The following is an 18681-nucleotide window of genomic DNA, read 5'->3' on the forward strand; positions in this document are numbered from 1 at the left end:
GGTGGCCTCCTACCCCGGACGCGCAGCAGCCACAGGGGCGCAGCCACCACTTGCCAACCTGCTCGTCCAATCGACCCCGGGGCATGTCCAATGCCTGGGAACTACATCCAGGGCGTCCAGGTGCTGCGACCACACGTGCCGGTAAGGCTCCAGCCATCGGCCGATTCCGAGCAAGGGGGCGGGCCGCAATGAGTACACCCGCCGTTTGCCGTATTTCCGCGAGGTCACCAGGCCGGCCTCGCGCAGCGCCTGGAGGTACTGGGAGACCCCCGGCTGACTCAGATCGAGACGGCCGACCAGATCCCCGACGGCATGCTCACCGCCACGCGGGATGTCAATGGATCCCTTTGGGGCGATATACGCGCCCGAAGCTGCGCGGGCTGTCCTCGAAGATCTCCACCAGTTCCCACTCGACCCTGCGGCCGCCGGACACATCGAAGATCCGGGTGCCGTCGCCCAGGAAGACGGGCGCGACGAAGACCTGAAGTTCGTCGATCAGATCGCGTTCCAGGGCCTGGCGAGCGATGTCGGCGCTGATGATCTGCACATCCCTGTTTCCGGCGATCTTCTTCGCACGGTCGATGGCCTCCTCGACATCGCAGTTCATCGCGACAATGGTTGGGTCGTCGGCAATTTCCTCCGGCCGGTGGGTCAGGATGAACTCGGCTCCCGACCATGCGCCGCCATAGGCTTGCGACGTGGTCTCGTCTCGCTGACCGTGCTGCGCTTTTGCGGCGTCGTAGCCGGACCTACCGGAGATGATCACCGCGACTTGCCCCGCCATCTTCTCGATAGTGCCCTCAGCGAGCGGTTCGGCCGCGGACATCCAACTCATGTCATGACCGACCCCCGCGATGAACCCGTCGATCGAACATGTGAAACCCCACATCACCTTGCTCATGCCCACTCCTCACCGCCGGCGACCATCCGTAACCCCGGCTCTTGTCGGTAGCCGCCGCCCCTACGACGGCCTTAGAGGTATCGACCGCCGGGCGCATCCGAATTCATCGCCCCGATCGTGCGTGCGGACTGGTTGCCGGCCAGGTTCGGTGTGCCGCACCCATCAAAATCGCCGAGATCCTCGGCGTCGGCCGCCCTGCTCTGCATCAGTACCGCGGTCCACAGAAGAGGTGGGAGAAGCGCTGATTCAGGGTGGGCCGGGACTCAGGAGTCGGCTATGCAGTCGCGGAGCAGGTCGGCAGAGAGTTCGACGATCGTGCAGGAGGCTCTGCGCCGGCCGGGTCCGCCACCGAACCGGTCCTGCGACGAGTCGACCAGCACGTCGACGTCGTTCGTGCCGGCCATCACCCGCAGGTAGTACACGATGGGGTCGCCCTCGGTCGTGTATAGGGTGAGAGCGAACTCGCCGCCGTTACGTTCACGACCGGCCGACAGGCAGTCGATCACCGATGGGGTGAGTGGCTCCTGCAGCTCGGCCCCGGGGCGGAGCGCTGCGTCACCGCAACTCGGCAGCGGGGAGCGCCGGGCGATGTCGGCAGGCGTCGGCCTGGCCGGAGGTTCTTGACTGAAATAGGCAACCGCAACGATCGTGGCGACAAGGATCACGAAAGGCGTGCATCGCACCGCTACCCGCATCGTCCGCGCCCCCTGCGATCAGGCTGACACCAGTGTCTGTCGCTCCGGTGTCAGCGAGTGAAGAAGCGTTGCAGCAGCTGCCCCAGGGATCCCTCGTTCAAGCGGGGGAGGATGTCCGTCCACACGCGCACCGGCGGCCGTCCGATCATGGGAACGTCGACGAACACGAGGTCACGCTGCGGTGAGGACCAGTGCCAGTCGAGTGTGGCGCACCCGGGCGGCGATTCGTAGCCGCTCACGCAGTACACCGTTTCCCCGGGCCGGACCGGAGACAGGAGACACGGGTTCCGCGAACGTCGGGGTTCCAGAAGCCGGGGTCCTGCAGGCCGAGCACGTCGTGGACAGCCGCGAGGCCGCCGCGGGGAATCGACGGGCCGGCGGGATCGGCACCGGCGGTCGGCGCGCCGAGCACCACCGCGGCACCGACCAGCGCGAGAACGACACCGGCACGTCGTCCGTGGGGAATCGGCAGGACCATCGGGACTCCTCGATCAGATGGAAGTGTTCTCCCGTTAGCCGTTGTGCGGCTTTTCCTATCCTGAGGCGCCTGGGACAGAGACACGGGTGGCTCTGCGTGGATGCGGGGCCACCGGCGTCTCTGCCCTGCGGTAGTCGGCGTGTCCTGTTGTGGGTCAGTGGTTCTGGTCGGCTTGCTGGAGGATCAGGTACTGCGCGGAGATCTGCTGGTCGACATCTTTTTTGTTGTCGACGCTGGAGGCATCCCCAACGTCATGGCCGATGGCGGTAAGCGGTGATCCCCAGCTCGGTGACGTCAACGGTGACGAACGTACTGTGCTGACCTTCCGTCGGCTCTTCCCGCGCCGCGTGTCGGCCTCCAACCCTTGAATACAAGCTAAAGTAGTATTATCTACTTATTCTTGTATTTGCTGGAGAGGGGGTGCCCATGGGGGAGGAATCGCGGATCTTCTCGGATGCGCTCGAGGTGCTGCGCCGGGCCGACATCCGCATGGTGTCGGGCTCACTGGACACCATGGAGTTGGTCTTGCCTGATGGACGGGGAGTGTCCGCGGCGGTGACGGTGCACCGGCGGCCGCCGACACCGTCCGACCTGGTCGGCCTGCGCACTGCGACAGCCGAGGCTCGACGGTTACTCGTGGTCACGCCCCATGCCACACCGCATCTGCGGCGGCTCTCCTCCGAGGGGGAAGTGGATGTGATCGGCACAGACGAGGACCTGGTCGTGGTGGACGGTGCGCGGTACCGCGTCGAGGGCGGTGCGCCGCGGCCTGTTCCCGCACCCACGGCCGCGCGGGGACGGCGGCCGTGGGTGCGGTGGGCGCTGGAACGACTACTGCTGTTCACCCGTGACCCGATGACACAGCGGGAGTTGGCGGTGCTGCTGGGGGTGTCCCAGCAGGCGGTGTCACTGGCATTGCGGCAGTCCCGGCATGCCCGCCGGACCACTGGCGGATGGACCGCGTCCAGCCGCGAGGACCTGTTGTCGGAGCATCTGGCCGACTATCCGGGCGCCGGTGGCGCCACCACATACTGGTACGGCGTGGACGAGGTGATCGCGCAGGCGACCGCCGCGGTCGAGTTCTGCCGCGACCAGGGTGTGGAGGTGCTGTTGAGTGGGGATGCAGCCGCGGACGTGTACGCGCCGTGGCGGTTACCGGCGCGCGCGGTGCTCTACGTTCCCGAGTTCGTCGATCTGACTGCGGCCGGGTTCGCTCCGGCCACCGCGGAAGAACACACCCTGGCGATCCGGGTGCCGGCCGATCCGACCCTGTGGCGCACCGCTGCCGCAGCGGGTAAGCCAGTGTTGCTGGCAGATCCGGTGATCACCGCGCACGATGTGCGCCGCAGTGCCGGTGCCGACGCCCACGAGGCCGCCGAACGTCTACTCACCGCGATCCGTGAGGAGGCACTGTGACCGAGATCGAGATCGAGGTCGTTGCGGCGTCGAATGCTGCCGATCGGGGTTTGCGCGCCCTGGCCGATCTCGCGGCTGCGGCACGGGGCAGCAACTATCGGGTGATCGGTGGGCACATGGTGCATCTGCTCGGCAAGGTGTATCCGACGTCGGAGACTGTGGCGCGGGTGACCGCCGACGCCGATGCGGGGATGGAGACGGTCGTCGCTGCCGATGCGGGGCTGCATGTGGCCCTTGTCGAGCGTGGGTATCGGAGGGTGACGGGTAATCACTACGAAGCCCCGTCGGGTGGTGAGACGCCGCTGGCCGTGGATCTGCTGGTACCCGGCACCAGCGGGCGCCGGCTCGAGCGAGTCGAGTACGCCGGTCGCGGGTTCGATGCCATCCCTGGGCTGAATCTCGCCCTGGCAAGTGATCCCGTCGAGGTGCGGGTGCGGGCGCAGCTGACTACCGGAGAGGCGGTGGCGTTCGAGGTGCCGATCCCCGACGTCGAGCAGGCGGTGGTGCTCAAAGCCCTGAGCTGGCGTAGTCGTCTTGCGGCGAAGGATGTCACCGATCTGTGCACGCTGTTGGTGATCGCACACGAGCACCGCGGTCAGCTTCCCGGTTGGCGGCTCGACACCCCGCGCCGGGGTGCCCGCGGCGATGCGGCCCGGGCGCTGTACGAGTTGGTGTCGATGGTCGATCGACGCCGGCTGGTCGACGGACTGGTCGTCCCTGCGGGCCGTCTGTCTGCACTCATCCGCAGACATGTCGCTGACCCCCAGGCCATCCGTCCAGAACAGCGGTCGTCTCGTGCGACGGGCGGGCACGACGCGTTGCTGTCCGCGCTGGCTGCGGCCGCCCATCCACGCACATTGACGTCCCCTGCAGCCGACGCGTCGCCCACCGGTGGCCCGCATGCAGTCGAGTCGGACGCCGACACGGGACCCGAACAGGAGCTGTGACGGCGCGGTGCGCCAGGAAACATCCCGCTCTTCAGGTGACGTGGCGGGCACAGGACCGGGGCGAGTTGCCGCAGCGGTGTACACCGGTGGCCGACGCTTTCGATCCTTCGCTCGACCCGGCTACATGACGTCCTCTACCGACTCTGCCTGTCGCGCATACCGTCCGATCATGGGTGAACTACATCTATCGGGGGACGTAGTCGGTGTACTGCGGGCAGTAGGCGGCCACGGCGGCGCCGACGAAATCCTGCGCTTCCGGGCGGGTCAGGCCTGCGGTCGTCGCGAAGACGTCGGTGATCGTCCGGAGTTCGGCCGCCGGATCGGAGTGGACCGAGTCGCAGACCGTGCCGGCCGACCAGATCGCGTCACCCACGGTGCCGTAGTCGATGCCCTTGTCGTCGAGGGTGCGGATGAATACGGCATCAGCACCGGAACCCTGGTTGTCGTCGTCTTCCGCTCTGCTCGTCGCGACCGACGTCGGCGCATCCCGGTCCGCGAGGAACCAGATCCCGCCGACCACGACGGCGGCGACCAGAACCGCCGCAGCCAGAACAGCGGTGACCCGTCCACGACCTGCCCGCGAACCGCGTCCCACACGGACCATGCCCCACCTCACGAAAACCCGACTACCGAACCCGGACGGCAGACACCGACCTGGTTCACCCTGCGGCACATCAATCGGCAGGTCAGCGGCCGCCGTTACGCCTGCAGTCACTGTCCCGGCCGCAGGACCGATTCGCGTCCTGATTCGATCGATGTCAATATCGACGTATGTCGATACAGTATGGCCGAGGTGACGAGCCGTGTTGTGCACCGTTGACCCAGAAGTCGTTGAACGAGGACCGGGCGGGTGATCTTGCCCGGATGTTCAAGGCTCTCGGCGATCCCGTCCGGCTGCGGATGCTGAGCCGGATCGCCGGTCACGAGGGCGGTGAGGCGTGCGTCTGCGACATCTCACCGGCGTTCACGCTGTCGCAGCCGACGATCTCGCACCACCTCAAGGTGTTGCGTGAGGCCGGCCTGCTCGACTGCGAGCGGCGTGGCACCTGGGTGTACTACCGGGTGATCCCGTCCGCGCTCGCGCAGCTGTCGGCGATCCTGTCGTCCGAATCCGGCGTCGTCGAAAGCTCGGCCTGCGTGTCGACCGATGCCGTCGTGGCCGCGGAGGCGGTCCGGTGACCGAGACGACCACCCCTCCCGCTGTCGTCGGCAAGCTCTCGACCCTGGACCGGTTCCTCGCCGTGTGGATCGGCGTCGCGATGGCCGCCGGGCTGCTGCTGGGCCGGATGATTCCCGGCCTCGGCGACACCCTGTCATCGGTGGAACTCGACGGCATCTCCCTGCCGATCGCGCTCGGCCTTCTGATCATGATGTATCCGGTGCTGGCGAAGGTGCGCTACGACCGACTCGACACCGTCACCGGCGACCGGCGTCTGCTGCTCGGCTCCCTGCTGCTGAACTGGGTGCTCGGGCCGGCGCTGATGTTCGCCCTCGCGTGGATCTTCCTACCCGACCTGCCCGAGTACCGGACCGGGCTGATCATCGTCGGCCTCGCCCGCTGCATCGCGATGGTCATCATCTGGAACGACCTCGCCTGCGGCGACCGCGAGGCCGCCGCCGTGCTGGTCGCGATCAACTCCGTGTTCCAGGTGATCATGTTCGCCGTGCTCGGCTGGTTCTACCTCTCGGTCCTGCCCGGCTGGCTCGGGCTCGAGCAGACCACCATCGACACCTCCCCGTGGCAGATCGCGAAATCGGTGCTGATCTTCCTCGGCATCCCCCTGCTCGCCGGATTCCTCACCCGCCACTACGGAGAGAAGGCCAAGGGCCGCGAGTGGTACGAGGAGCGGTTCCTGCCGAAGATCGGGCCGTGGGCGCTCTACGGGCTGCTGTTCACCATCGTGATCCTCTTCGCGTTGCAGGGCGAGCAGATCACCTCGCAACCCCTCGATGTGGTCCGGATCGCGATCCCGCTGCTGGCATACTTCGCGCTCATGTGGGGCGGCGGCTACGCCCTCGGCGCCGCAATGGGCCTCGGCTACGAACGCACCACCACCCTCGCGTTCACCGCCGCGGGCAACAACTTCGAGCTCGCCATCGCGGTCGCCATCGCCACCTACGGCGCCACCTCCGGGCAAGCCCTCGCCGGTGTGGTCGGCCCGCTGATCGAAGTGCCGATCCTGGTCGGCCTCGTCTACGTCTCCCTCGCGCTCCGCAAACGCTTCACCCGCACCCCGGCGCCCACGCAGCTTCCCTCGTAATCGCACGACCGACTTCCCTTGCTTCCGAAAGGTTCTCGATGACCACCGCATCCCCGAACACCACGCCGTCGGTCCTGTTCGTCTGCGTCCACAACGCCGGCCGCTCCCAGATGGCCGCCGGATTCCTCACCGCACTGGCCGGTGACCGGATCGAGGTCCGCTCCGCAGGCAGCGCCCCGGCAGACCAGGTCAACCCGGCCGCGGTGGAAGCGATGGCCGAGATCGGTATCGACATCTCCACCCAGTCCCCGAAGATCCTCACCGCCGACGCCGTGCAGGCCTCGGATGTGGTGATCACGATGGGCTGTGGCGACACCTGCCCGGTGTTCCCCGGAAAGTCCTACCGCGACTGGACCCTCGACGACCCGGCCGGCCAGGGCGTCGACGCCGTCCGGCCGATCCGCGACGAGATTCGAGTGCGCGTCGAGGCGCTGATCGCCGAACTGACCACCGGGACCTGACGATCCGCTGCGGGCGTTTGCTGCGCCGAACACCGAGAGGAGTTCGCAGCAACCGCCCGCAGCGGATCGTCTCTGGTCTCCTTCAGCAGCAGGACTCTTCCACCGGTCCCTGACCGAACGTCTCCGAGTCCGCCAGGACCGTGTAGATCTCCCACTTCTCCCCGGCCGGCCCGGTCACCCACACCTTGTCCTGGGTGGCGAAGCAACAGGTCGTGCCGATCTCCTCGTCAGTGAACAGCCCCTCGTCGGTGAGACGTGCGATCTCCGCGTGCACCTTCTCCGACGATTCGACCTCCACACCGAGGTGGTTGATCGTGCCGCCCTTGCCCGGGTTCTCGAGGAGCACCAGCTTGAGCGGCGGCTCGGCGATCGCGAAGTTCGCGTATCCCGGCTTCAGCTTGGCCGGCTCGGTGCCGAACAGCTTCGAGTAGAACGTGACCGCTTCCTGCAGGTCGTCGACGTTGAGTGCAAGTTGAGCGCGTGACATGACAGACCACCTATTCGATATATGGCGAAGACCTTCCCCCCAGGATGATCCACCTTTTCGACATATGTCAAGGAGGTTGGGTAGGGTTGTTGCCATGCCGAAAGCTTTGCCGGTCATCGACGTCAGCGCACCGATCTGCTGTGCGCCGGTCTCGGCCGGGCCGATGAGCGACGACGCCGCACTCGAGGTTGCGCTGCGGCTCAAGGCTCTCGCCGACCCGGTCCGGATCAAGCTGATGTCCATTCTGCTCACCACTGACGCAGGCGAGGTCTGCACCTGCGATCTCGCCACCGGCGTCGACTTGGCCGAATCGACCGTCAGCCATCACCTCGGTCAGCTCCGCAAGGCCGGTATGGTCGTGTCCGCACGCCGGGGAATGAACGTCTACCACCGCGTACGCACCGAAGCTCTCGACGCCCTGCGCGCGGTCCTCGACCCGAACTGCTGCCGCTGACGACCGACCGCGACGAGGCGGCTCAGCTCCGCCGGGTCCCGATCTCCACGACGTGAGCCCACTCCGGTGGCCGGTCCGGAACGTAGTCGTCGTCCGGCCACATCGTCGGACGCGTCCGCGGGAACAGTCCGATCACCGTCCGGCATCCCGGGCGGCTGCCCGGCCAGGGGGTCTGCCCGTCGGTGAGGACGACGACCACGTCGGGGCGGGGCCGAGCCTGCAGCGCCCGCTCGAATCCGGCCCGCAGATCCGTCCCACCACCGCCGAACAGTGGAATGTCCTCGGCCCGGCACAGCGGGTGCACCACCCGGGCCGCCGCATCACACGACAGCACCGTCACCAGGTCGCGGCGTCCGCCCACGGCCCGAGTGATGGCCGCCACCTCGAGCAGGGCGCTGCCCAGATCGGCGTCGCTGACCGACCCCGACGTGTCCACGACGATGCCGACCCGGGGCGGGGTGCGCCGCAGGCTCGGCAGGATCGCGCCCGGCACTGCGGCGGAGCGTCGCGCCGGACGCCGGTAGGTGTAGTTCTCGCCGGTACCGGACGACGAGGTCGCGGAGCGGATCGCCGCGCCCAGCAGGGCTCGCCACGGCTGCGTCGGGTGCAGCGCCTCCTCCGCCCACCGCCGCCAGCCGTGGGGCGCATCCCCGGGGCGGCCGACGATACTGTGCGCCACCCGGAAACGGACGGCGTCACGTTGCTGATCGCTGAGCCCGTTCGCCCCGTCCGGACCCAGTTCCCATTCCCGGTGCAGCCCGTCGGCGCCGCTGCCGCAGTCGAGCCACGTCAGACCGTCGGTGCCGGGGCCGAGACGGAACCGGCGCAGGTAGTCCTCCATGAGCTCACCGCCGGGCAGGCCCAGGGTCGACGGCAGGACGGCGTCGTCGGGTGTCGGCAGTCCGTCGCCGAACGTGTCGTCGTTGATCTCCGCGTCCGCGGCCAGATTCATCCGGAGTCGCTCGGCGTGGCCGGTCAGGTCGTGTGCGCGGGCGTACCGGTCGCTGCGGCCGTGGTGGTCGCGCAGCAGATGCGACACCCCGTGGACCAGATGCGATGCCAGTTCCTCCACCGGCCGCTGGGCGACGAAGGCCGGCGAGACGTAGCAGCGCCAGTACCGGTCCACGCCGATGGTCGACACCCGCGGCGTCGCGACGATGTGCAGCGCATACAGGGCGGCCGCCAGATAGGGCCGGGCGCGGACCGCGTGCAATCGGGCGGCGTAGATCCTGTCTGTGTCCAGGCCTAGGGCCGCGAGCTCCGTGACCGTCGTCATCGGCCGACCCGTGCGGCAACACGATCCCCGACCCGGTCGGCGGTCCGGGACACCGACACGACTCCGGCGAGGTCGTCGATCGCCGCGGGCACCTCCCAGTCGTCTCGGCGCAGGGCGGCCAGGGTGGTCGCCGGGACGACCACGAGGTCCGGCGGCCCGGTCTGCACCGCGGTGACCAGGACCGTCCACGCCGCGTCCCAGCGGGACTTCTCCGGCCGGCTGCGGACGGCCGCGACCACGGCATCGAGCACGGCCTGACGCAGGTCACCGCGCTCGGGCAGGACGGCGGCGGCCGGATCGGCGAGCAGTGTCTCGGGGTCCGGAAGATCCATGCGGTCCATAGCAGCCAGGAGCTCGAACCCGGGGCCGTCGCCGACCGCACCCCGGACCAGCAGGGACAGCACGTCCGCCGACGACGCGGCCGCGGTGGCGAACGCGACCAGCCGCACGGTCATGTCCCAGCTCCGCGGCGACGGCCACGCGCCGCCGCGGCGGGTCTGACTGCCGGGGAGCTGGTGCACGAGCGCGGGACGGGCCGCGAGAAGTTCACAGACCGCACGCCGGGCGAATGTCACTGCGTCGGAGAACTTTTCCGGGTCGAGTCCGGGCAGGGTCGCGCGCGGCCAGGTGCCACCGAGACCGCGGACGACCACGTCGTGGTCGTGGGTCCAGTTCAGGTGCACGAAACGGTTCGCCAGCGGCGGGCTCAACTCCCAGCCGTCCGCCGCCGAGGACGGCGGGTTCGCGGCGGCCACGATACGGACACCGGCCGGCAGTTGCAGTGCCCCGATGCGTCGTTCCAGGACGAGACGCAGCAGGGCCGCCTGCACGGCGGGCGGCGCCGTCGACAGTTCGTCGAGGAACAGCAGCCCCCGCCCGGCCTGCACGAGCCGGACGGCCCAGTCCGGCGGGGCCATCGGAACCCCCTGGGTTGCCGGATCGTCCCCGAGGACGGGCAGACCCGAGAAGTCCGACGGCTCGTGCACGCTCGCGATGACGGTGGTCAGCGGCAGGTCCAGGGCGTCCGCCAGCTGGGTCAGGGCGGCGGTCTTGCCGATGCCGGGTTCGCCCCACAGCAGGACCGGCAGGTCCGCTGCCACCGCCAGAGTGAGGGCCTCGAGCTGGTTGTCGGGACGTGGTTCGGTGGTGACGGTATCGAGCATCGCCGACAGTGCTGCGGCGCTGTCGAGTTCGACGGTCCGGGACCGGTTCGGAAGAAGAATGGAAGACATGTGCATCACCTGTGATGTCGGAAGGAGTCGCAGACGGCCGACCGACCGTACTGCAGGACAGAAGTTTTCGAGAGAAGAGATCAGTGCGAGAGGGTGCGGCGCGACCGCCGGCGGCTGCGATGCGGCCGCGAGGTGGGCGGCGAATCGGCCGGTGTGGAACGGAACCGCTCGTACGTGGCACGGCGGTCCGCGGCCGCCCGGAGTTCGTCCAGCAGTGGACCCTCGCGCAGGACGGCGTCGTGGCCGAGGAGCTCTTCGACGACGGCCAGCGCCCCGGTAACGTCTCCGTGGTCGAGCCGTTCCCGGACGCCGGTCAGGCAGTCCGGGTGCCGATGTGCCCGGTCGATGGCCTGCAGGCACGGTAGCGGGGTGCCACCCAGTGCGACGAGCAGTTCTTCGCGCCGGATCTCGGCGGGATCGTGGTCGAGTGCGGTCAGGGCGCCGTCGACCAGCGCGATCCGGTGCTGTTCGCCACGGCAGTCGACCACGCGAATCCCGCTCTCCCGGTTCGCCGTTCCAGGATGCCCCGGCGATGCCCCCGGTGCCAGCGCGGCGGCGACCAGCGGATGCAGCCTGTCGGCCGTGATCGCGCCGGACCGGAGTAGCTCCAGGTCGGGCAGCACCCAGGTTGCGGCGTCGGGCAGCACCGGCAGCGCTGCTCGCCGCCCGCGCGGGTGGTCGTCGACGAGGCGCAGCACGGCAGCATCGGCACCGACCCGCTCCACCACCAGGTCGGACCGTCCACCGCACCGCACCCGCACGGGCCCGTCGCGCTTCCCGTCCACGTCGAGCAGGATGCCGATCTCGGCTGCCCAGCGGTCGACGGCGCAGCCCTCCGGCAGCACCTCGGACAGTGCCGGGTCGAATGCCGTACCGTCGGGCACATATCCTGTCCCGCACCGTGTTCGGAGTTCATCGGCTGTGCGGGCGTCCCACAGGTGCCGATGGAGATCCAGCCGGTAGCGCCGGTTGGGACGCGGGTGCGGATGAGCGTGGCGAGCGGGTTCCGTGCTGCCCCACAGGGTCAGCACGATCCGCTGCCCGGCATCCGCCCACGACGGCGCGGTCCGGGCCACAAGGTACACGGAACCATTTCCGTCGCAATGTTTTCGATGGCCCCGCGGCCCGTAACGGGCCAGTGCGACGGTCAGTCCGGGCCGGAGCAGTCCGTCGGGGGCCACACGGGGCAGATGCCATCGCAGCAGGTCGGGTGCCAGATTGTGCAGATCGGCCAGGAGTTGTTCCGCAACATCGTGGCCGTACGTTCGGGCCACTACCCGCAGATCGATGTCTGGATCGAAACCCGCTGCGGCACAAGCCCCGAGCCAGTCGCCTTCCCGGCGCCGATCGGTTGCGGTTTCGATCATGGAGGGCGGCACGGCGAACTCGCGCACACGCCGCCAGAAGGACAGTCGGGGATCGGTCCCGTTCACGGTCGGTAGGTGCATCAGCACTCACCGCAAGTGAACTGGGCCCCCAATCTTGGATCAGAGTGATTCGTCATCGGCGCAATGCTAGCGCGGCTCGACGATTCCGGCCAGTGCAGCATCGGCGCCAAAGAGATCCTCCGGCGATCCGCGTAGCGGAGGCGACCCCGGATGTAGACTCATCGGCAAGGTAGCCCCGCGCCCGACGGCGTCGACCGTCGGTTCCCCGAGTGCGTGGGGTTCGACAATGATTGCCGCACCGGCACATCGCACACTCACGGTGTTCGTTTCCCGCTGGATCCTCGACAACAGCCCACTCACCCCGTATCTCCATGCACCGCTTCGCCACTCATGACGATCCTGTGGATGATCGAGGATCTCGAACCGTTCCCCGACCAGCCCGAGGTGGGGGACGTGTTCGAACCGACGACGTACTGGACGGACACGGCGCCGGATGAATTGGTGACCGAGGTCGCGGCCCGGATCGAGAAGGTCACGGCCGACGACCGGATCGAGCGTCTCGCCGATCTCGGCGACGGCTTCACCACGATCGTCCCGAGCTACATCGACGCAGCCGGCGAGACCGTACTGTCCGGGTGCTTGATGTGGGACCGCTACCTGTGGATCGACTACCACACGCAGCCCACCGGACGGGTGCAGTTGATCGAGCGTGTACCACTGTTCCAGCATGTCGTGCGCACGCCGACCCAGTACCCGAACTGGTACAGCGTCACTTACGACGGGCCGCAGAGCCTCCGCCCCGGGCACACGCACCTGGACGACTACCAGGTCGCCGCGTATGCGCTCCGGGTGCGGACACTGCCACTACCTCCCTAGCGCCCCGACCCAGTCCTGCTCGAACCAGTCCGCTGCCGCGGCGGTGAACACCGCCGCGTCCAGCCGCCCGGAGCCTTCCGGGATCCGGCCGACGAGTGGTGCGCCGGTGACGGCGGGGAGGTCGTCGAGGTTGCAGCGGGCCGCGAGGTCCGGTGTGCCCGGCCAGGATCCGACGACGAATCCACTGCACGACACGTCGCGGGAGGCGAGGGCTTCCGCGGTGAGTGCGCAGTGGTTCAAGGTTCCGAGTCCGGCGGCCGCGACCACGACGACCGGGGCACCGAGGTCGGCGGCCACGTCACGGATCGTGAACCCGTCGTCCCCGAGCCGCACCAGCAGTCCCCCGGCACCCTCGACCAGGACGATGTCGTGGCGGGCCTCGAGTTCCCGGACCGCCGCCACCACCTGGGCCCGGTTCAGTGGCGGCAGTCCGGCGCGGCGGGCCGCGGTGTCGGGGGCGAGCGGTTCCGGGTAGCGGGCCAGCTCGACGGTCGTGGTGACACCGGTCAGTCGCGTCACGTCGGCCAGATCGCCGGGCTCGCCGGGCGCGACACCGGTCTGTCCGGGTTTGCACACCGCGACCGAAAGCCCCTGCGCGGCAAGCACGGCCACGAGTGCTGCGGTGACGACGGTCTTGCCGACGTCGGTGGAGGTGCCGGACACCACGAGCACGGTCATGCCGCGGCCTTCGACCGGTGCGCCTCGAGTACGTCGGTGAGGATCGATGCGATCCGCGCCATCTCGTCGGCGTCGATCGTGGCCCGGGCGGTGAGCCGCAGCCGCGACGTCCCCTCGGGGACCGACGGCGGCCGGAAGCATCCGACGTGCAGCCCCTGTTCGCGGCAGGCGACCGCGGCGTCGTACGCGACCTGTGGGTCGCCGAGGATCACCGACACCACCGCGGATTCGGGTACCGCCGCCCCGGTGATGCGGGCCAGGTCTCGGGCCCGGTCCAGGACGGCGGCGGCACGCTCGGGTTCCCGGATCAGGACTGCGAGGGCGGCGCGGGCGGCGCCGACGGCAGCCGGCGCGAGCCCGGTGTCGAAGATGAACGTGCGGGCCGCGTCGATCAGGTGCGCCCGCACCCGCTCGGACGCCAGCACCGCACCACCCTGCGCGGCCAGGGATTTCGACAGGGTCGCGGTCACCACGATGTCCGGCTGCCCCGCCAGACCCGCCTCGTGCACCAGGCCGCGTCCGCCGTGCCCGCGCACGCCGATGCCGTGTGCCTCGTCCACGAGGAGCACGGCGCCGTGCTCGCGGCACACCCGGTGCATGTCGAGCAGGGGCGCGAGGTCGCCGTCGGCGCTGAACACCGAATCGGTGAGGACGAGGGCCCGTTCCTCGGTGCGGCCGGCGAGGGTGCGGGCCAGGAAGTCGACGTCGGCGTGCGGGGCGACGACCACCCGCGACCGGGACAGCCGGCACGCGTCGACGAGGGACGCGTGCGATCCGGCGTCGGAGACGATCAGGCCACCCTTGCCCGAGAGTGCCGTCACCGCACCGAGGTTCGCGGCGTAACCGCTCGCGAAGACCAGGCCCGCTTCGGCGCCCACGAAGTCGGCGAGTTCGTGTTCGAGCCGGTCGTGGTCCGTGGTGGTTCCGGTGACCAGTCGCGAACCGGTCGCGCCGCCACCCCACCGCCGGACGGCGTCGACCGCACCGTCGATCACCTCGGGGTGCCGGACGAGACCCAGATAGTCGTTGGACGCGAGGTCGATCATCGGTTCCGACGGGTCCCGTGGCCGCAGTTCGCGGCGCAGCCCGGCCGTCCGCCGCTGCGTCTCGACGTCGTCCAGCCAGTCCAGTGCAGTGCCCTCGGCGCGTGTCGTACCCACGCCGAGCACCCTACAAGCCGACTTGAACGGCGTTCAAGTCGGGCGTCGGCGAACCCGGAACACCCGGATGTCCAGTTCGTACGCGACCACCGCGGCGACGGCGGCGACCACGATGCTCAGCAACGGGAACGTCAGCCACGGAGACGGGGACGCCGTCCCGGACGCCGGCGGCGCGGCACTCCACGCCCACGCGAAGCATCCTCCGGCGAGCAGCGCGGTGCCGGTCGTCAGCACGGCCAGCGGCCGGTAGCCGACGTCGCGGGCGCGCATCATCCGCCAGCCCTCCGCGTTCGCGCACGCGGCGACGAACCAGCCGATCAGCGCACCCAGCCCCGCCAGCAACGGCAGACTCGGCCACCATGCGGCCGAGTCCGCGCCGACGTACCACGCGAGCGCCGCCGTCGACCCCAGCAACAGGCCGACGACGACGAGCAGGCCGGTGACCGGGCGGGGCTGGGAGAAGGGATAACGGTCCACTCCCCGAAGGTAGCGACGCAGATCACACTCCGTGCCGGTTTCGCGGACTATCCCGCCTGGCTGCGAGCTGCCGCGACCATGCCGGCGGCGATCCGGTCGACGTCGTCGGGGGTGCACACGTACGGCGGCATCGCGTAGATCAGATTTCGGAACGGCCGCAACCACACACCGGCGTCGACGGCCGCATCGGTCGCGGTCTGCATGTCGACGGGCTCGGCGAGCTCGATCACCCCGATGGCGCCGAGTACCCGGACGTCGACGACGCCGGGCAGGTCGCGGGCCGCGGCCAGACCGTGTTCCAGGCGCGCGTTGACCATCGCGACCTCGGACCGCCAGTCCCGTGACAGCAGCAGCTGCACGGCTGCGACCGCGACAGCACAGGCCATCGGATTGCCCATGAACGTGGGCCCGTGCATGACGCCGCCGCCCTCCCCCGCGCTGATCGTCTCGGCGACCGCCGTGGTGCACAGCGTGGCGGCCAGGGTGAGGTAGCCGCCGGTGAGCGCCTTCCCGACGCACATGACGTCCGGCGACACCCCGGCATGGTCGGCGGCGAACAGTTCCCCGGTGCGCCCGAAGCCGGTGGCGACCTCGTCGAACACCAGCAGCAGATCGTGCTCGTCGCACATGCGACGCAGCTCGCGCAGGTACCGCGGATCGTGGAAGCGCATGCCCCCGGCGCCCTGGACGACCGGTTCGACGATCACCGCCGCCAGCTCGTCACGGTGCGCGAGCAGGAGACGCTCGAACTCGACGACGTACCCGGGATCGAAGTCGCGGGGCGGGGCGGGCGCGAACACCTGCCGGGCCAGGACGTCGGTCCACATCGTGTGCATGCCGCCGTCCGGATCACACACGCTCATCGGCGCGAACGTGTCGCCGTGGTAGCCGCCGCGCCACGTCAGCAACCGGTGCTTGCCCGGCCGGCCCTGCGCCCGCCAGAACTGCAGGCACATCTTCACGGCCACCTCGACCGAGACGGATCCGGAGTCGGCGAGGAACACCTTGTCGAGGCCGGCCGGGGTGACGTCGACCAGCAGCTGCGCGAGCCGGGCGGCGGGCGCGTGGGTGAGCCCGCCGAACATCACGTGACTCATCCGGCCCAGCTGGTCGGTGACCGCGGCGTCGAGCACCGGATGCCGGTAGCCGTGCACCGCCGACCACCACGAACTCATGCCGTCGACCAGCTCCGTCCCGTCGGCGAGCGTGAGCCGGGTGCCACGCGCGGACTCGACGACCAGTGGCGTCGTCGACGCCGGAAAAGCACCGTACGGGTGCCACAGATGGTCGGCGTCGAGTTCGAGGATGCGGTCGGAGGGCAGCTGCTGGAGGTTCACGCGGCCCGACTGTAGGCGTTCGGTCATCCGACAGAGTCGACAGGTAGCGTGGGATCGCCGTCCGCCCCAGCCCGCCCGAGAGGAACGTGTGTCCAGCAACACCACCGCCCTCTCCCCCGGCCGGCTGCCCACGACGACGCACGCCCCCACCGTCTACCGGCACGACCTGGACGGGTTGCGCGGTCTCGCGATCGGCCTCGTGGTCGTGTACCACGTGTGGTTCGGGCGGGTGTCCGGCGGCGTCGACATCTTCCTCACGCTGTCCGGGTTCTTCTTCGTCGGATCCCTCCTCCGGGCCGCCGAATCACCGCACCCGCTCGACCCGGTTCCCGTCGTGCGCCGCGTCGCCCGCCGGTTGCTGCCCCCACTCGTCCCGGTGCTCGTCGCGGTCGCCGTGTTCACGCTCGTCCGGCATCCCGCGACCGCCTGGTACGAGGCGGCGAAACAGTCGACGGCGTCGATCACGTTCCTCCAGAACTGGCATCTCGCGGACACGGCGAGCGACTATCTGGCGGCGGACCCGTCGGTCAGCCCGCTGCAGCACCTGTGGTCGATCGCGGTCCAGGGCCAGTTCTACGTCGCGGCCCTCGTCGTCGTGTTCGGGGCGGCGTGGCTGCTGCGGTCCCGTGGACGATCGGTACGCGGCCCCCTCACGCTCCTGCTCGCGGTGCTCGCCGCCGCATCCCTCGCGTACGCGGCCACCAGCGACACGCCACAGACCTGGCTGTACTACGACAGCGGCGCCCGGGCGTGGGAACTGCTGGCAGGCGGGCTCCTCGCATGTGCCGCCCCGTGGTTGCGGGTACCAGGACCACTACGGACCGTGCTGGCCGCGACCGGCCTGCTGATCGTGTTCGCGTGCGGGGCGCTCCTCGACGGCCGGGACCAGTTCCCCGGCCCGTGGGCGCTCGTCCCGGTGGGGGCCGCGATCGCCGTCGTCGTGGCCGGCGCCGGAAACCCACAGACCCCGAACCCGGTCTCCCGACTGCTCGCGACCCGACCGCTGATCCGGCTCGGATCGATCGCCTACGCGCTGTATCTGTGGCACTGGCCGCTGCTGATCGGCTACCTCGTCGTCCAGGACGAACCCCATGCCGGGCCGCTCGCGGGGCTCGCCGTGATCGCGGTGTCCCTCGTGCTCGCGGAGGCGACCACCCGGCTGATCGAGACACCGATCCGGCGCCCGTCCGGGACGGGACGCACCCGAACCGCCCTGATCACGATCGTGTCCGTGCTCGCCGTGACACTCACCTCCGGCACCGTCGCCTGGACCCGGTACATCGACCACCAGTCCGCACGACTCGAACATCCGGCCGACCTCGATCCGCGCACCCACCCCGGCGCCGCCGCGCTGCACTCGGACATCGACGTCCCCCACGCCGGGGAGCAGCCCTCCCGGTACGTCGCCCACTCCGACCTGCCCGCCCCCACCCTCGACGACTGCATGTCGCAGCCCGGGGACACCGACCCGCTCACCTGCACGTACGGCGACCCCGAGTCCGCCCGCAGCATCGCCCTCGTCGGCAGCTCCCACGCCGAACACTGGCTACCCGCCCTCGACGTCGTCGGCCGACGGCAGGGGTTCCGGGTGGAGACGTTCCTCAAGGTGGGATGCCCGGCCGTGCTGCCACCCGCCCCGGACGCCGACGTCGGAGAATGCGAGCAGTGGACGGCCGAGGTCGTCGACGCGTTGGACGACACCCGCCCCGACCTCGTGTTCAGCACCTCCACCCGGCCGCGCCCCGACGCCCCCGGCGACTACACCCCCGACACCTACCTCGCACTGTGGCAGGCGCTGGCCGACCGGGACCTGCCCCTCGTCGGGATCCGCGACACCCCGTGGCTCGAGCACGACGGTGTCCCGTACCGGGCCGCGGACTGTCTCGCGACCCGCGGCGAGGACGCCGGCACGTGCGGCATCGACCGCGGCCTCGTCCTGGCCGACGTCGACCCCGCACGGACAGCGGCCGAGGACTACGCCAACGTCCAGACGATCGACCTGTCCGACGCCGTCTGCCGGGCCGACCGCTGTCGCGTGGTCGAAGGAAACGTGCTGATCTACCGGGACTCGAACCATCTCACCGCGTCGTACGTGCGGACCCTCGCACCGGATCTGGAACGCGAACTGGGGGCCGCGAGCGGATGGTGGTGACGGCC

General features: G+C 69.6%; 23 protein-coding genes. 8 read left to right on the forward strand and 15 right to left on the reverse strand.

The window, feature by feature from the left end:
• Positions 1-9: 9 nt before the first annotated feature.
• The 6 genes from Q5696_RS12270 to Q5696_RS12295 all read right to left on the reverse strand — a co-directional run bounded on the left by Q5696_RS12270 (position 10) and on the right by Q5696_RS12295 (position 2372).
• Complete coding sequence (locus Q5696_RS12270; RefSeq protein ID WP_305091626.1) at positions 10-435, reverse strand: ArsR/SmtB family transcription factor; 426 nt, start codon at positions 433-435, stop codon at positions 10-12.
• The gene (locus Q5696_RS12275) at positions 335-901 is read right to left on the reverse strand and encodes a dihydrofolate reductase family protein (protein ID WP_305091627.1); all 567 of its coding nucleotides are present in this window, start codon (positions 899-901) and stop codon (positions 335-337) included. The genes Q5696_RS12270 and Q5696_RS12275 overlap by 101 nt, the downstream gene beginning before the upstream one ends.
• Positions 902-1164: 263 nt before the next feature.
• Positions 1165-1566 carry a DUF4362 domain-containing protein gene (locus Q5696_RS12280; RefSeq protein WP_305091628.1) on the reverse strand — a complete coding sequence of 134 codons (402 nt, stop codon included), beginning with the start codon at positions 1564-1566 and terminating at the stop codon, positions 1165-1167.
• 80 nt (positions 1567-1646) lie between these two features.
• The gene (locus tag Q5696_RS12285) at positions 1647-1835 is read right to left on the reverse strand and encodes a hypothetical protein (RefSeq protein ID WP_305091629.1); all 189 of its coding nucleotides are present in this window, start codon (positions 1833-1835) and stop codon (positions 1647-1649) included.
• Positions 1832-2074: a hypothetical protein gene (locus Q5696_RS12290; RefSeq protein ID WP_305091630.1), complete on the reverse strand. Its 243-nt coding sequence runs from the start codon at positions 2072-2074 to the stop codon at positions 1832-1834. Before Q5696_RS12290 ends, Q5696_RS12285 begins: the two co-directional genes overlap by 4 nt.
• A gap of 154 nt (positions 2075-2228) precedes the next feature.
• Positions 2229-2372: a hypothetical protein gene (locus tag Q5696_RS12295; protein WP_305091631.1), complete on the reverse strand. Its 144-nt coding sequence runs from the start codon at positions 2370-2372 to the stop codon at positions 2229-2231.
• Between the two features lie 128 nt (positions 2373-2500).
• Here Q5696_RS12295 and Q5696_RS12300 point away from each other — a divergent pair, with 128 nt between their 5' ends.
• Positions 2501-3490: a hypothetical protein gene (locus Q5696_RS12300; RefSeq protein ID WP_305091632.1), complete on the forward strand. Its 990-nt coding sequence runs from the start codon at positions 2501-2503 to the stop codon at positions 3488-3490.
• On the forward strand, positions 3487-4437 hold the full coding sequence (locus tag Q5696_RS12305; protein ID WP_305091633.1) for a hypothetical protein: 951 nt from the start codon (positions 3487-3489) through the stop codon (positions 4435-4437). Before Q5696_RS12300 ends, Q5696_RS12305 begins: the two co-directional genes overlap by 4 nt.
• A 184-nt stretch (positions 4438-4621) precedes the next feature.
• Here Q5696_RS12305 and Q5696_RS12310 read toward each other — a convergent pair whose 3' ends face one another.
• On the reverse strand, positions 4622-5041 hold the full coding sequence (locus Q5696_RS12310) for a DUF732 domain-containing protein (RefSeq protein ID WP_305091634.1): 420 nt from the start codon (positions 5039-5041) through the stop codon (positions 4622-4624).
• Positions 5042-5208: 167 nt separating this feature from the next.
• Between Q5696_RS12310 and Q5696_RS12315 the strand changes: the two genes are divergently transcribed.
• The 3 genes from Q5696_RS12315 to Q5696_RS12325 are packed head-to-tail and all read left to right on the forward strand — an operon-like array spanning position 5209 to position 7159.
• On the forward strand, positions 5209-5616 hold the full coding sequence (locus tag Q5696_RS12315) for an ArsR/SmtB family transcription factor (protein ID WP_305091635.1): 408 nt from the start codon (positions 5209-5211) through the stop codon (positions 5614-5616).
• On the forward strand, positions 5613-6698 hold the full coding sequence (gene arsB / locus Q5696_RS12320) for an ACR3 family arsenite efflux transporter (RefSeq protein WP_305091636.1): 1086 nt from the start codon (positions 5613-5615) through the stop codon (positions 6696-6698). Before Q5696_RS12315 ends, arsB begins: the two co-directional genes overlap by 4 nt.
• A gap of 38 nt (positions 6699-6736) precedes the next feature.
• Positions 6737-7159 (forward strand): arsenate reductase ArsC, encoded by a 423-nt coding sequence (locus Q5696_RS12325; protein WP_305091637.1) that lies wholly within the window; start codon positions 6737-6739, stop codon positions 7157-7159.
• Positions 7160-7241: 82 nt separating this feature from the next.
• On the opposite strand, the gene Q5696_RS12330 is transcribed toward Q5696_RS12325, so the two are convergent.
• Positions 7242-7646, reverse strand: a complete 405-nt coding sequence (locus Q5696_RS12330) for an ArsI/CadI family heavy metal resistance metalloenzyme (RefSeq protein WP_305091638.1) — start codon at positions 7644-7646, stop codon at positions 7242-7244.
• A 94-nt stretch (positions 7647-7740) separates the two neighbouring features.
• Between Q5696_RS12330 and Q5696_RS12335 the strand changes: the two genes are divergently transcribed.
• Positions 7741-8100: an Rv2640c family ArsR-like transcriptional regulator gene (locus tag Q5696_RS12335; protein ID WP_305091639.1), complete on the forward strand. Its 360-nt coding sequence runs from the start codon at positions 7741-7743 to the stop codon at positions 8098-8100.
• 22 nt (positions 8101-8122) lie between these two features.
• On the opposite strand, the gene Q5696_RS12340 is transcribed toward Q5696_RS12335, so the two are convergent.
• From Q5696_RS12340 to Q5696_RS21480, 3 genes are all read right to left on the reverse strand, one after another.
• A complete protein-coding gene (locus tag Q5696_RS12340) occupies positions 8123-9376 on the reverse strand; it encodes a vWA domain-containing protein (protein ID WP_305091640.1) in 1254 nt (417 codons plus the stop codon).
• Entirely contained in the window at positions 9373-10614 is a 1242-nt protein-coding gene (locus Q5696_RS12345) for an AAA family ATPase (protein WP_305091641.1), read from the reverse strand. Before Q5696_RS12345 ends, Q5696_RS12340 begins: the two co-directional genes overlap by 4 nt.
• Before the next feature lie 74 nt (positions 10615-10688).
• Entirely contained in the window at positions 10689-11492 is an 804-nt protein-coding gene (locus Q5696_RS21480; protein ID WP_370654777.1) for a hypothetical protein, read from the reverse strand.
• A gap of 909 nt (positions 11493-12401) precedes the next feature.
• Here Q5696_RS21480 and Q5696_RS12355 point away from each other — a divergent pair.
• Complete coding sequence (locus Q5696_RS12355; RefSeq protein WP_305091643.1) at positions 12402-12872, forward strand: hypothetical protein; 471 nt, start codon at positions 12402-12404, stop codon at positions 12870-12872.
• Here Q5696_RS12355 and bioD read toward each other — a convergent pair.
• The 4 genes from bioD to Q5696_RS12375 are packed head-to-tail and all read right to left on the reverse strand — an operon-like array spanning position 12861 to position 16551.
• Positions 12861-13550: a dethiobiotin synthase gene (gene bioD, locus Q5696_RS12360; protein WP_305091644.1), complete on the reverse strand. Its 690-nt coding sequence runs from the start codon at positions 13548-13550 to the stop codon at positions 12861-12863. The genes Q5696_RS12355 and bioD overlap by 12 nt on opposite strands.
• Positions 13547-14710, reverse strand: a complete 1164-nt coding sequence (locus Q5696_RS12365) for an 8-amino-7-oxononanoate synthase (RefSeq protein ID WP_305091645.1) — start codon at positions 14708-14710, stop codon at positions 13547-13549. The genes bioD and Q5696_RS12365 overlap by 4 nt, the downstream gene beginning before the upstream one ends.
• A gap of 33 nt (positions 14711-14743) precedes the next feature.
• Positions 14744-15187 carry a hypothetical protein gene (locus tag Q5696_RS12370; RefSeq protein ID WP_305091646.1) on the reverse strand — a complete coding sequence of 148 codons (444 nt, stop codon included), beginning with the start codon at positions 15185-15187 and terminating at the stop codon, positions 14744-14746.
• A 47-nt stretch (positions 15188-15234) separates the two neighbouring features.
• Positions 15235-16551 carry an adenosylmethionine--8-amino-7-oxononanoate transaminase gene (locus Q5696_RS12375; RefSeq protein ID WP_370654778.1) on the reverse strand — a complete coding sequence of 439 codons (1317 nt, stop codon included), beginning with the start codon at positions 16549-16551 and terminating at the stop codon, positions 15235-15237.
• 61 nt (positions 16552-16612) lie between these two features.
• Here Q5696_RS12375 and Q5696_RS12380 point away from each other — a divergent pair, with 61 nt between their 5' ends.
• On the forward strand, positions 16613-18676 hold the full coding sequence (locus tag Q5696_RS12380) for an acyltransferase family protein (protein WP_370654779.1): 2064 nt from the start codon (positions 16613-16615) through the stop codon (positions 18674-18676).
• The last annotated feature ends 5 nt before the right edge of the window (positions 18677-18681 follow it).

It is taken from the genome of Prescottella sp. R16 (assembly GCF_030656875.1).
GTDB lineage: Bacteria > Actinomycetota > Actinomycetes > Mycobacteriales > Mycobacteriaceae > Prescottella.